The organism is Streptomyces sp. WAC 04229 (assembly GCF_003947455.1).
Lineage (GTDB): Bacteria > Actinomycetota > Actinomycetes > Streptomycetales > Streptomycetaceae > Streptomyces.
In genome coordinates this window covers 1-12,629 of the sequence record NZ_QHJH01000208.1, presented here as the reverse complement: position 1 = coordinate 12,629, position 12,629 = coordinate 1, and the positions used below count along the sequence as shown (strand labels likewise).

11 protein-coding genes, 2 pseudogenes and 1 riboswitch are annotated in these 12,629 nt (G+C 70.7%); of the genes and pseudogenes, 9 read left to right on the top strand and 4 right to left on the bottom strand.

Annotated features, from left to right (window positions below; genetic code table 11):
* Positions 1–259: pseudogene (locus DMH12_RS32900) on the bottom strand (M23 family peptidase); the annotation flags it as partial.
* 312 nt (positions 260–571) lie between these two features.
* Between DMH12_RS32900 and rpsB the strand changes: the two are divergent.
* The 9 genes from rpsB to DMH12_RS32855 all read left to right on the top strand — a co-directional run bounded on the left by rpsB (position 572) and on the right by DMH12_RS32855 (position 10,484).
* On the top strand, positions 572–1,486 hold the full coding sequence (gene rpsB / locus DMH12_RS32895) for a 30S ribosomal protein S2 (protein WP_122615156.1): 915 nt from the start codon (positions 572–574) through the stop codon (positions 1,484–1,486).
* A gap of 95 nt (positions 1,487–1,581) precedes the next feature.
* Complete coding sequence (tsf, locus tag DMH12_RS32890) at positions 1,582–2,418, top strand: translation elongation factor Ts (protein WP_125495031.1); 837 nt, start codon at positions 1,582–1,584, stop codon at positions 2,416–2,418.
* Positions 2,419–2,624: 206 nt separating this feature from the next.
* A complete protein-coding gene (pyrH, locus tag DMH12_RS32885) occupies positions 2,625–3,383 on the top strand; it encodes a UMP kinase (protein WP_064730053.1) in 759 nt (252 codons plus the stop codon).
* Between the two features lie 178 nt (positions 3,384–3,561).
* On the top strand, positions 3,562–4,119 hold the full coding sequence (frr, locus tag DMH12_RS32880; RefSeq protein ID WP_122615154.1) for a ribosome recycling factor: 558 nt from the start codon (positions 3,562–3,564) through the stop codon (positions 4,117–4,119).
* Positions 4,119–5,243 (top strand): phosphatidate cytidylyltransferase, encoded by a 1,125-nt coding sequence (locus tag DMH12_RS32875; protein WP_125495030.1) that lies wholly within the window; start codon positions 4,119–4,121, stop codon positions 5,241–5,243. Before frr ends, DMH12_RS32875 begins: the two co-directional genes overlap by 1 nt.
* A 113-nt stretch (positions 5,244–5,356) precedes the next feature.
* Positions 5,357–6,463, top strand: a complete 1,107-nt coding sequence (rlmN, locus tag DMH12_RS32870; protein ID WP_125495029.1) for a 23S rRNA (adenine(2503)-C(2))-methyltransferase RlmN — start codon at positions 5,357–5,359, stop codon at positions 6,461–6,463.
* A 42-nt stretch (positions 6,464–6,505) separates the two neighbouring features.
* A riboswitch (TPP riboswitch) is annotated at positions 6,506–6,611 on the top strand.
* A gap of 78 nt (positions 6,612–6,689) precedes the next feature.
* Positions 6,690–7,775: a thiamine ABC transporter substrate binding subunit gene (locus tag DMH12_RS32865; RefSeq protein ID WP_185832692.1), complete on the top strand. Its 1,086-nt coding sequence runs from the start codon at positions 6,690–6,692 to the stop codon at positions 7,773–7,775.
* Positions 7,776–7,831: 56 nt separating this feature from the next.
* The gene (locus tag DMH12_RS32860) at positions 7,832–9,433 is read left to right on the top strand and encodes an iron ABC transporter permease (protein ID WP_125495028.1); all 1,602 of its coding nucleotides are present in this window, start codon (positions 7,832–7,834) and stop codon (positions 9,431–9,433) included.
* Positions 9,434–9,464: 31 nt separating this feature from the next.
* Positions 9,465–10,484 carry an ABC transporter ATP-binding protein gene (locus tag DMH12_RS32855; RefSeq protein ID WP_125495027.1) on the top strand — a complete coding sequence of 340 codons (1,020 nt, stop codon included), beginning with the start codon at positions 9,465–9,467 and terminating at the stop codon, positions 10,482–10,484.
* A gap of 95 nt (positions 10,485–10,579) precedes the next feature.
* On the opposite strand, the gene DMH12_RS32850 is transcribed toward DMH12_RS32855, so the two are convergent.
* From DMH12_RS32850 to DMH12_RS32840, 3 genes and pseudogenes are all read right to left on the bottom strand, one after another.
* Positions 10,580–11,290, bottom strand: a complete 711-nt coding sequence (locus DMH12_RS32850; RefSeq protein WP_125495026.1) for an LAETG motif-containing sortase-dependent surface protein — start codon at positions 11,288–11,290, stop codon at positions 10,580–10,582.
* 207 nt (positions 11,291–11,497) lie between these two features.
* Positions 11,498–11,905: a VOC family protein gene (locus DMH12_RS32845; RefSeq protein ID WP_125495025.1), complete on the bottom strand. Its 408-nt coding sequence runs from the start codon at positions 11,903–11,905 to the stop codon at positions 11,498–11,500.
* Between the two features lie 127 nt (positions 11,906–12,032).
* Positions 12,033–12,629: pseudogene (locus DMH12_RS32840) on the bottom strand (hypothetical protein); the annotation flags it as partial.

Genomic DNA, 12,629 nt, shown 5'->3' with positions numbered 1-12,629 from the left:
CCGCCCGCACCGGGGCGCCGCCCGCCGCGGCGAGGTCCACGCCCCGGTGCCCAGGACCGTAGGCGTCGGCCGGGGGCTCCCACCCCCGCAGGACCGCGGGCCGGGTGCCCACCGGCCACCACCGGGCCACGTCCGGCACCGAAGGATCCGGACCCCGCCCCACGCCCGCCGACGGCACCACCGACGCCGCCCGCGCGGCGCCGAACGGCGCCGGGGCCGGGACGGACGACAGCAGCACCACCCACGTACTCGCACACACGCACGCACACACCCACGCACTCACGCTCCGCCTCGCTCGCATGCGAGAACCGTCCCGCACGGAGCGGGCCTCCGGGCGGGCCTGTGGACCGCCGCCCGGTTGTGGACAGCCGCGTCACCCGGTACCCCTCCGGTCCCGTACACTTCTGGTGGCGATCCGGGTCACCGGGTCGACTTCGCACGCCCCGACACGACGCCTTCCAAGGCGCGTGTCAGCGCCCCTCGGTCCCTTGCGGCACGGCGCACAGCGGGCGTCAGGCGCGCAAGCCGTCCGGCTGGCGCGGCACAACCGAGAAAACCAAGGAGAACGGCCATGGCCGTCGTCACGATGCGGGAGCTGCTGGAAAGCGGCGTCCACTTCGGTCACCAGACCCGTCGCTGGAACCCGAAGATGAAGCGCTTCATCTTCACCGAGCGCAACGGCATCTACATCATCGACCTGCTCCAGTCGCTGTCGTACATCGACCGCGCCTACGAGTTCGTCAAGGAGACCGTCGCCCACGGCGGCACGGTCATGTTCGTCGGCACGAAGAAGCAGGCGCAGGAGGCCATCGCCGAGCAGGCCACCCGCGTCGGCATGCCCTACGTCAACCAGCGCTGGCTGGGCGGCATGCTCACCAACTTCTCGACCGTCTACAAGCGCCTGCAGCGCCTGAAGGAGCTCGAGCAGATCGACTTCGAGGACGTGGCCGCCTCCGGCCTCACCAAGAAGGAGCTGCTGGTCCTCTCCCGCGAGAAGGCCAAGCTGGAGAAGACCCTCGGCGGTATCCGCGAGATGTCCAAGGTGCCCAGCGCCGTCTGGATCGTGGACACCAAGAAGGAGCACATCGCGGTCGGCGAGGCCCGGAAGCTCAACATCCCGGTCGTCGCCATCCTCGACACCAACTGCGACCCCGACGAGGTCGACTACAAGATCCCGGGCAACGACGACGCGATCCGCTCCGTCACCCTGCTCACCCGCGTGATCGCCGACGCCGTCGCCGAGGGCCTCATCGCCCGCTCCGGTGCCGCCGGCGGTGCCAAGGGCGAGAAGGCCGCCGGCGAGCCGCTCGCCGAGTGGGAGCGCGACCTGCTCGAGGGCGAGAAGAAGGACGAGGCCGTCGAGGCCGCCGCCGAGGCGCCCGCCCCCGACGCCAAGGTCTCCGAGGCTGTCGAGGAGGCCGCCACCGAGGTCGCCGACGCCGACAAGCCCGCCGAGGCTCCCGCCGCGGACGCCGAGCAGGCCTGACCCCTCACCACCTTCGGGTTCTGGACGGCGGGGGCCCACGAAGCCCCCGCCGTCCGGCCCGTAGATCTTCGGACTTCGAGAGAGATTCCTGAATCATGGCGAACTACACCGCCGCCGACGTCAAGAAGCTTCGTGAGCTCACCGGCGCCGGCATGATGGACTGCAAGAAGGCGCTGGACGAGGCCGAGGGCAACGTCGAGAAGGCCGTCGAGGCGCTCCGCATCAAGGGCCAGAAGGGCGTCGCCAAGCGCGAGGGCCGCTCCGCCGAGAACGGTGCCGTCGTCTCGATCATCGCCGACGACAACACCTCCGGTGTCCTGGTCGAGCTCAAGTGCGAGACGGACTTCGTCGCCAAGGGTGACAAGTTCCAGAACGTCGCCAAGACCATCGCCGAGCACGTCGCCAAGGCCGCCCCGGCGGACCTGGATGCCCTGCTCGCCTCCGAGATCGAGGCCGGCAAGACCGTCCAGGCCTACGTGGACGAGGCCAACGCCAACCTCGGCGAGAAGATCGTCCTGGACCGCTTCGCGCAGTTCTCCGGCGGCTTCGTGACCGCGTACATGCACCGCACGATGCCCGACCTGCCCCCGCAGATCGGTGTCCTCGTCGAGCTGGACAAGCCGAACGCCGACATCGCCAAGGGCGTCGCCCAGCACATCGCCGCCTTCGCGCCGAAGTACCTCTCCAAGGAGGACGTCCCGGCCGAGGTCGTCGAGTCCGAGCGCCGCGTCGCCGAGGAGACCACCCGCGCCGAGGGCAAGCCCGAGGCCGCCCTGCCGAAGATCGTCGAGGGTCGCCTCAACGGCTTCTTCAAGGACGCGACCCTGCTGGGTCAGCCCTACGCCCTGGACAACAAGAAGTCCGTCCAGAAGGTGCTGGAAGAGGCCGGTGTCACCCTGAAGCGCTTCTCGCGCATCAAGGTCGGCATCTGAGTCCGTACCGCGACGGACGCTCGACCCCGGTAGGGTCGACAGCAGTCGTCGGCGTCGTTCGCACAGGCCGTGGCGCACGCGCGCGTGGCGGCGGACGACAGCAGATCTGACGAGGAGGCCATTGCCGCGTATGGGATGCGAAACACGCCCCCACCGGCAGTGGCCTTCTTCGTGTGTGTGACCCACGTAAAAGAGGCGAGATCTCCATGACCACCAAGGCCGAGAAGAGCGACGACGGCAAAGTACGCGGCCGCTTCATGCTGAAGCTGTCCGGAGAGGCCTTCTCCGGCGGTGGCGGCCTGGGCGTCGACCCCGACGTGGTGCACGCCATCGCCCGCGAGATCGCGGCGGTCGTACGCGACGGCGCCGAGATCGCCGTCGTCATCGGCGGCGGCAACTTCTTCCGCGGGGCCGAACTCCAGGTGCGCGGCATGGACCGGGCCCGCTCCGACTACATGGGCATGCTCGGCACCGTGATGAACTGCCTGGCCCTCCAGGACTTCCTGGAGAAGGAGGGCGTCGACTGCCGCGTGCAGACCGCCATCACCATGGGCCAGGTCGCCGAGCCGTACATCCCGCTGCGCGCCGTGCGCCACCTGGAGAAGGGCCGCGTGGTCATCTTCGGCGCCGGAATGGGCATGCCCTACTTCTCCACCGACACCACCGCAGCTCAGCGCGCCCTGGAGATCGACGCCGAGGCGCTGCTCATGGGCAAGAACGGCGTGGACGGGGTCTACGACTCCGACCCCAAGACCAACCCGGACGCCGTGAAGTTCGACGCGCTCGGCTACGGCGAGGTCATCACCCGCGACCTCAAGGTCGCCGACGCCACCGCCGTCACGCTCTGCCGCGACAACAGCCTCCCGATCGTGGTCTTCGAGCTGTTGAAGGAGGGCAATATCGCCCGCGCCGTCAAGGGTGAGAAGATCGGCACGCTCGTGGGTGACCAGGGCACCCGGGACTGACCGGAGAACACCCCCTGTCCGCGGACGCCACCTGTCCGGGGGACGAACGGGACGGGGCCGGGCCGGGGGATGGACAATGTCCCGCCGGTCGGGAACCGTGCAGGAAGAACGCGACGCAGCCGGCCGCCGTCCCGCCAGGGGACCGCAGCCGGGCCTACTCAAGACGCAGGAGCAAGTGGTGATCGAAGAGACCCTCCTCGAGGCCGAGGAGAAGATGGAGAAGGCCGTCGTGGTCGCCAAGGAGGACTTCGCCGCGATCCGCACCGGCCGTGCGCACCCGGCGATGTTCAACAAGATCGTGGCCGACTACTACGGCGCGCTGACGCCGATCAACCAGCTGGCCTCGTTCTCCGTGCCCGAGCCGCGCATGGCCGTGGTGACGCCCTTCGACAAGAGCGCCCTGCGCAACATCGAACAGGCGATCCGCGACTCCGACCTGGGCGTCAACCCGAGCAACGACGGCAACATCATCCGGGTGGTGTTCCCCGAGCTGACCGAGGAGCGCCGCCGCGACTACATCAAGGTCGCCAAGACCAAGGGCGAGGACGCCAAGGTGTCCATCCGCTCCGTGCGCCGCAAGGCCAAGGACGCCATCGACAAGCTGATCAAGGACGGCGAGGTCGGCGAGGACGAGGGCCGCCGTGCGGAGAGCGAGCTCGAGCAGACCACCTCGAAGTACGTCGCCCAGGTGGACGAGCTCCTCAAGCACAAGGAAGCGGAACTGCTCGAGGTCTGATGAACGACTCTTCCTGGGGAGCGCCGCCACAAGCCGGGTACTGGGGGCCGTCCGACGGGGGACCTGTCCAGGGCGCTGCCCCGGCGGGTCCCGCATACGATGCGCAGTACGCGCAGCAGACTCGCCCCATGCCCATCGTGCCCGACGTACCCGAACACGGCGGTGACCAGGACGACGACCGGGGGGCCGCTCGGGTGAGCGGTCCCCTGTTCCAGAACCCGCCGGCGCAGCCGTACGCGGCGGTGCCGCAGAATCCGGAGCCCATGCCCGACGCCCCGCAGCCGGCGCAGTCCCAGCCGCCGCCGAAGAAGACCGCGGGGCGCGACCTGGGCGCGGCGATAGGGGTCGGCGTCGCACTCGGCGCCGTCATCATCGCGTCGCTGTTCGTCGTCAAGGCCGTCTTCGTCGGCGTGGTCGCGGTTGCGGTGGTCGTGGGGCTGTGGGAGCTGACCAAGCGGCTGGAGGAGCGCAAGGCCATCAAGGCGCCGCTCGTGCCGCTGGCGATCGGCGGCGCGGCGATGGTGGTCGCCGGGTACGCGCGAGGTGCCGAGGGTGCGTGGGTCGCCATGGCGCTCACGGCGCTGGCGGTGCTCGTGTGGCGGATGACCGAGCCGCCGGAGGGCTACCTCAAGGACGTCACGGCAGGTCTGTTCGCGGCGTTCTACGTGCCCTTCCTGGCCACGTTCGTCACGATGATGCTGATGGCCGACGACGGCGCGCAGCGCGTGCTGACCTTCCTGGTGCTCACGGTCGTCAGCGACACCGGTGCCTATGCCGTCGGCTGGCGCTTCGGCAGGACCAAACTCGCCCCGCGCATCAGCCCCGGCAAGACCCGCGAAGGGCTGCTGGGAGCGGTGGCCTTCGCGATGGCGGCGGGCGCGCTGTGCATGCAGTTCATGATCGAGGACGGCGCCTGGTGGCAGGGCCTGCTGCTCGGCCTCGCGGTCGCCGTCAGCGCCACGCTGGGCGACCTCGGTGAGTCCATGATCAAGCGTGACCTCGGCATCAAGGACATGGGCACCCTCCTGCCTGGCCACGGCGGCATCATGGACCGCCTGGACTCCCTCCTGCCGACGGCACCGGTGGTGTGGCTGCTGCTGGTGATCTTCGTGGGGTCCGGCTGATCCGGCCGGCGTGAGCCCGCAGGACCGGCTTCACCTGCACGTTCTTCGACGAGAGACCCGTTGTCCACAGGGCGGCGGGTCTCTTCTCATATGTCTGCGACACTGGTACAGCCATGCCTAAGCCCGGAGAACTCACATTCGTCGCCCCCCGCGGAGCCAAGAAGCCGCCGCGGCACCTTGCCGACCTCACGCCCGCCGAGCGTAAAGAGGCCGTCGTCGCCGCCGGCGAGAAGGCCTTTCGTGCGAAGCAGCTCTCGCAGCACTACTTCGCACGGTACGCGCACGACCCCGAGCAGTGGACCGACATCCCCGCCGGTTCGCGGGAAGGGCTGCGGGAGGCGCTGCTGCCCGAGCTGATGACGGTCGTCCGGCATCTGTCGACCGACCAGGGCACCACCCGCAAGACGCTCTGGAAGCTCTTCGACGGGACGCTCGTCGAGTCGGTGCTCATGCGCTACCCGGACCGGGTCACCATGTGCATCAGCTCCCAGGCCGGCTGCGGCATGAACTGCCCGTTCTGCGCCACGGGACAGGCCGGCCTGGACCGGAACCTGTCGACGGCCGAGATCGTGCACCAGATCGTGGACGGGATGCGGGCGCTCAGGGACGGCGAGGTCCCCGGAGGTCCGGCCCGGCTCAGCAACATCGTGTTCATGGGCATGGGCGAGCCCCTGGCCAACTACAACCGGGTCGTCGGCTCCATCCGCCGGCTCACCGACCCGGAGCCGGACGGGCTGGGGCTCTCCCAGCGCGGGATCACCGTCTCCACGGTCGGTCTCGTCCCGGCGATCAACCGCTTCACCGGCGAGGGCTTCAAGTGCCGCCTCGCCATCTCGCTGCACGCCCCCGACGACGAGCTGCGCGACACCCTCGTCCCCGTCAACACGCGCTGGAAGGTGCGTGAGGTGCTGGACGCCGGGTTCGAGTACGCCGCGAAGTCCGGGCGCCGGCTCTCCATCGAGTACGCGCTGATCCGGGACATCAACGACCAGGCGTGGCGGGGCGACCGCCTCGGGCGGCTGCTCAAGGGCCGGCCGGTACACGTCAACCTCATCCCGCTCAACCCCACGCCCGGCTCGAAGTGGACCGCGTCGCGGCCCGAGGACGAGAAGGCGTTCGTGGAGGCGATCGCGGCGCACGGTGTGCCGGTGACGATCCGGGACACCCGTGGCCAGGAGATCGACGGGGCGTGTGGTCAGCTCGCCGCGAGCGAGCGGTAACCTGACCGGCGTCAGTACGTCGTAAGCAGTAACCACATCTTCATATTCCGACAGGGGAGCGCCACAGCGCTGAGAGTGCGGCACCGGCCGCAGACCCTCCGAACCTGGCCCAGGTCATTCTGGGTAGGGAGATCGGTCACCACTCGAGCTGTTGCGCCCTGCCCGGGACCCTCGCCAGGGGTCGCGGGCGGGGCCGCGTCTTCTCCTGGTCACCCAGGAGGAATCAGTGAGCATCACCAAGAAGGTCACCGTCCTGGCCGTCGGCCTCGGCATGGTCGGCGGCCTGGCCGCGTGCGGGTCGTCGTCCGGCGAAGGGCAGGGTTCCGGCGACTCCAAGACCGTGACCCTGGTCAGCCACGACTCGTGGGCCGCTTCGAAGGAGGTCATCGCCGCCTTCGAGAAGAGCTCCGGCTACAAGGTCAGGGTCCTGGAGGACGGCGACGCCGGGCAGGCCGTCAACAAGGCCGTCCTCACCAAGGACAACCCGCAGGGCGACGTCTTCTTCGGCGTCGACAACACCCTGCTCTCCCGCGCCCTCGACAACGGGCTGTTCCAGCCCTACGAGGCGAAGGGCTCCGACCTGGTCCTGCCCGAGTACCGGGCCGACCCGGACAAGCACCGGGTCACGCCCGTCGACACCGGGGACGTCTGCGTCAACTACGACAAGGCGTACTTCGAGAAGCACGGCCTGACCCCGCCGGACTCCTTCGACGACCTGGTCGAGCCGGAGTACAAGGACCTGCTCGTCACCGAGAACGCGGGCAGTTCCTCGCCCGGCCTCGGCTTCCTGCTCGGCACCGCCGCCAAGTACGGCAACGACGGCTGGGAGGGCTACTGGAAGAAGCTGGAGGCGAACGGCGTCAAGGTCGTCGACAGCTGGGAGCAGGCCTACAACGAGGAGTTCTCCGGCTCGGCCGGGGGCAAGAAGGCCAAGGGCGACCGTCCGCTCGTCGTCTCCTACGCCTCCTCCCCGCCCGCCGAGGTGATCTACGCCGACCCGCAGCCGTCCACCGCGCCCACCGGCGTCGCCGACGGCACCTGCTTCCGCCAGGTCGAGTACGCGGGCCTGCTGAGCAACGCCAAGAACCCCGAGGGCGGCAAGGCACTCCTCGACTTCCTCATCGGCAAGCAGTTCCAGGACGACATGCCGCTGAACATGTTCGTGTACCCGGTGCGGAAGGGCGCGCAGATCCCCGAGGCGTTCGTGAAGTACGGGCCGCAGGCCAAGGACCCGCAGACCATGGACCCGGCGAAGATCGCCGACAATCGCGACCAGTGGGTCAAGTCGTGGACCTCGCTCGTACTGAAGTAGGCAAGGGAGCCCCCAGGGCTCGGAACCCGCGTGGGAGCGCGGCGCGGCTCGCCCTGATGGCCGTGCCCGTCGCGTTCTTCGCGGTGTTCTTCGCCTACCCCGTCGCCGCGATCGTCGCGCGCGGCCTGGAGGTCGACGGCGCCTGGCAGTTCGGCCGGATCGGGGACGTGCTGGCCCAGTCCGACGTGCGGCACGTGCTGTGGTTCACGACCTGGCAGGCGCTGGCGTCGACCGCGCTCACCCTGCTGATCGCACTGCCCGGCGCCTACGTCTTCGCCCGCTTCGACTTCCCCGGCAAGCAGGCGCTGCGGGCGGTGGTAACCGTGCCGTTCGTGCTGCCGACGGTCGTCGTGGGGACGGCGTTCCTGGCCCTGGTGGGGCGCGGCGGGCTGCTCGACGAGCTGTGGGGCGTACGGCTGGACACCACCGTGTGGGCCATCCTGCTCGCGCACGTCTTCTTCAACTACGCCGTCGTCGTGCGCACCGTGGGCGGCCTGTGGGCGCAGCTCGACCCGCGGCAGGAGGAGGCCGCGCGGATGCTCGGAGCCTCCCGCCTGCGAGCCTGGCGGCAGGTCACACTGCCCGCGCTCGCTCCCGCGGTGGCGGCCGCCGCGCTGATGGTGTTCCTGTTCACCTTCACCTCCTTCGGCGTCGTGCAGATCCTCGGCGGACCCGCCTTCTCCACCCTGGAGGTGGAGATCTACCGGCAGACGTCCCAGATCTTCGACCTGTCCACGGCGGCCGTGCTGACGCTCATCCAGTTCGCGGCGGTCGCCGCGGTCCTCGCCGTGCACGCCTGGACCGTACGGCGGCGGGAGAGCGCCCTGCGGCTGGTGGACGCAGCCACGACCGCGCGCAGGCCCCGGGGCACGGGCCAGTGGGCGCTGCTGGCGGGCGTCCTGGGCACCGTCGCGCTGCTGCTGGTGCTGCCGCTCGCCGTGCTGGTCCAGCGGTCGCTCGGCGCGCCCGGCTTCGGCTACTACCGGGCGCTGACCAGTGCCGACGGCGGCACTTTCCTGGTCCCGCCGATCGAGGCCATCGGCAACTCCCTCCAGTACGCCGTCGCCGCCACCGCCATCGCCGTGGTGATCGGCGGTCTCGCCGCCGCCGCGCTCACCCGGCGGGACGCGGGGCGCTTCGTGCGGGGCTTCGACGCGCTGCTGATGCTGCCGCTCGGGGTGTCCGCCGTGACCGTCGGTTTCGGGTTCCTGATCGCGCTGGACGAACCGCCGCTGGACCTGCGCTCCTCCTGGATCCTGGTGCCGCTCGCCCAGGCTCTGGTCGGTGTCCCCTTCGTCGTACGGACCATGCTGCCCGTACTGCGGGCGGTGGACGGACGGCTGCGGGAGGCGGCGGCGGTGCTCGGGGCCTCGCCCTGGCGGGTGTGGCGGGAGGTGGACCTGCCGATGGTGCGGCGGGCGCTGCTGGTCGCGGCCGGGTTCGCCTTCGCCGTGTCCCTCGGGGAGTTCGGCGCGACCGTGTTCATCGCGCGGCCCGACAATCCGACGCTGCCGGTCGCCGTGGCGCGGCTGCTGGGCAGGCCCGGGGACATGAACTACGGCCAGGCCATGGCCCTTTCGACGATTCTGATGCTGGTGTGCGCCGTGGCGCTGGTGGTGCTGGAACGGCTGCGCACCGACCGGAGCGGGGAGTTCTAGAGATGCGACTGGTTGTGCGGGTGATCCAGGGATGCTGCTGAGCCTTGAGGGTGCGACCGTCCGCTTCGGTGGGCGGGCCGTGCTGGACGCCGTCGACCTGGAGGTCGCCGAGCACGAGGTGGTGTGCGTGCTCGGGCCCAGCGGCAGCGGCAAGTCGACACTGCTGCGCGCGGTGGCCGGGCTCCAGCCGCTGGACGCCGGGCGGGTGACGCTCGACGGCCGGGACCAGTCCGGGGTGCCCGCGCACCGGCGCGAGCTGGGCCTGATGTTCCAGGACCACCAGCTGTTCCCGCAGCGGGACGTGGCCGGAAACATCGCCTTCGGGCCCCGGATGCGGGGCGCGTCCCGCACCGAACAGCGGGACCGGGTGGAGGAGTTGCTGGAGCTGGTCGGACTGCCGGGCGCCGGACGCCGGTCCGTCGCCGCGCTCTCCGGCGGCGAGCAGCAGCGGGTGGCCCTCGCCCGGGCGCTCGCGCCCCGGCCCCGGCTGCTGATGCTGGACGAGCCGCTCGGTCAGCTCGACCGCTCGCTGCGGGAGCGCTTGGTGGTCGAACTGCGGGAGCTGTTCGGCCGGTTGGGCACCACGGTGCTCGCCGTGACCCACGACCAGGGCGAGGCGTTCGCGCTCGCCGACCGGGTCGTGGTGATGCGGGACGGGCGGATCGCCCAGTCGGGGACGCCGCTCGAGGTGTGGCAGCGGCCGGCCGACGCCTTCGTGGCCCGTTTCCTCGGCTTCGACAACGTGGTGGAGGCGACCGTCGCCGGGCAGGTCGCGGACACGCCGTGGGGCAAGGTCCCGGTTCCCGAGGACGCCCTCCAGGGGACGCGGACGGTGCTCGTGCGGCCGGCCGGGGTGCGGATCGTCGCCGCCGACGCCGGCCTGCCCTGCACGGTCGCTGCACGCACCTTCCGGGGCACCCATGTCGCCGTGCGCCTCCAGCCGGAGGACGCGCCGCGCCTGGAGGCGGCGTGCGCGCTGCGGGCGGCACCGGAGGTCGGGGACGCGGTCGGGGTGGAGTTCGACGCGGCGGAGGTCGTCGTGCTCGGCTGAGCGAGGGCCCGCGACGGGCGGCGCCCCCCGGGCATGACGGTGGCCCGCCCCCGGACCGGGGACGGGCCACCGTCGCTGTCCATCTGTGGCCGGCGTCAGCGGGTGCTGTTCGCTCCGCGACGGCGCAGGCCGAAGAAGACGGCACCGCCACCGACGACGACCAGGGCCGCCGCGATACCGGCGATCATGCCGGTGTTGGAGTTGGCGCCGGTCTCGGCGAGATTGGAGTCACCGGCCGCCGGGGACGGGGCGTTGCTCGGCGCGGCCGCCGGAGCGGTGCTCTGGTCCTCCGTCGGCGCGGGGGCCGAGGTGGACGGCTCGGGGGCCGGGGTCTCCGTCTCGTCGGACGGGGTCGAGGAGCTCTCCGACGGGGTCGGGCTCGGAGTGTCCTCGGTCTTGCAGGGGGTCGACGGGGTCGTGAGGTTGGGCTTGATGTCCTCGTCGACGTAGGGGTCGGCCTTGACGTGGATGCGGTACTCGGCGTTCGGCTTCCAGTCCGCGGCGAAGGTGATGGTGCTGCCCTCGCGCGAGCCCTTGACCGTCTGCTCGCCGATCTTCTCGGCGTCGGCACCGTTGTTCTGCAGGTAGACGGTGACCACGGCGGGCACGCCGGCGGGGTCCACGTCGGTGACGGTGATGACGCCCTTGTCGCCTTCGCACTTGGCGGCGGCGGAGAACTCGCCGATGTTGCAGGCGAGGGCGTTGCCGGCGGCGCCGACGGCCAGAGCCGCCGAGGCGGCGACGACGCCGAGGGCGCGGACGCTACGGCGTGATGCCGTGCGGCTGATTATGGACAGGACTGCCACGTTTGTCCTTTACGGGAGCACAGATGGGGGGTGGGCAGGGTGCCGACGCTCGATGACACGGCATCAGCACACCCATGAGCCTCACTGGTTTATAAGCGGTGCATAAGCAGTGTCAACGCATATGCCCGCCAAGCGCGTTGACTTTGCCGTCTTATTAACCGCCGACACGTTTCAGCGCATCGGGAGGTGCCCCGGCCCCCTGCGGGCTCAGCCCTCGACCGCCGCCGGGTCCATCCACACGACCTCGAAGGTGTGGCCGTCGACGTCGTCGAAGGCACGGCCGTACATGAAGCCGTGGTCCTGGGTCTCGCCGCTGACCGAGCCGCCGGCCGCGACCGCCTTCTCCACCAGCTCGTCGACCTTCTCGCGGCTCTCGGCGCTCAGCGCGAGGAGCACCTCGCTGGACTTGGCGGAGTCCACGATCTCCTTCTTCGTGAACTGGCGGTACTTCTCCGGCGTGTGCACCATCACGACGATGGTCTCGCTGAGCGGGATCGAGGCCGTGGTGTCGTCGCTGAACTGGGCGTTGATCTCGTAGCCGAGACCGGTGAAGAACTTCTTCGAGGCGGCCAGGTCGTTGGTGGCCAGGTTCACGAAGATCATCTGCTGGTACATGAGGGCCTCTCCCGTAAGTGCGCTGCCGTTGCCGTGCTGTTCGAAGGGTTAGACGTACGGCGCGCGCGGAACTCATCGCCGTTTCGTGGATCTCTTCGGGAAGTTTTCCGCGGGTGCCGCGAGGGCGTCAGCGGGACAGGGGGAGCGCCGCCAGTGCCGCGACGATCAGGGTCAGCGGACCGAACAGGGCGAGCAGCGCGGCGGCGCGTACGGCGGCGGCGGCGCGCAGGGTGGCCGGGGGCGCCCCCAGCCGCAGCAGGGCGTCGGTGGTGCCGGCGCGGTCGTGCTTGGCCTCCACGGCCGCGGTGAGGAGGGTGGCCACCGTGCAGCCGGCCACGAGGAGGGCGCCCAGGGTGCTCAGCGCGCCGAAGTCCGGGCCGTCGGTGGCATACAGCGAGGTGGCCACGTAGGCCGCGGCCGCCACGGCGCAGACGACACCGAGGGGGCGGCCGATGCGGTGCGCCTCGTCCATGAGGACGCGCCCGGCCAGCAGCCGCAGGGCGCCGGGGCGGGCGGCCTGGAGGAGGCGGCCGCACAGGTGGGTGAGGCCGGGGCCGGCGAGGGCGAGGCCCAGGGCGGTGAGGGCCCAGCCGACGAGTACGCCGGCCGACGGGGCGGTGTCGGGGTTGGTGGCCGGGTGCCCGGTGTAGGTCTCGACGGCGAGGCCCGCGGCGAGTACGGCGATGCCCCAGGGCAGGACGGTGGTGTTCGGCGGGCGGGGTGC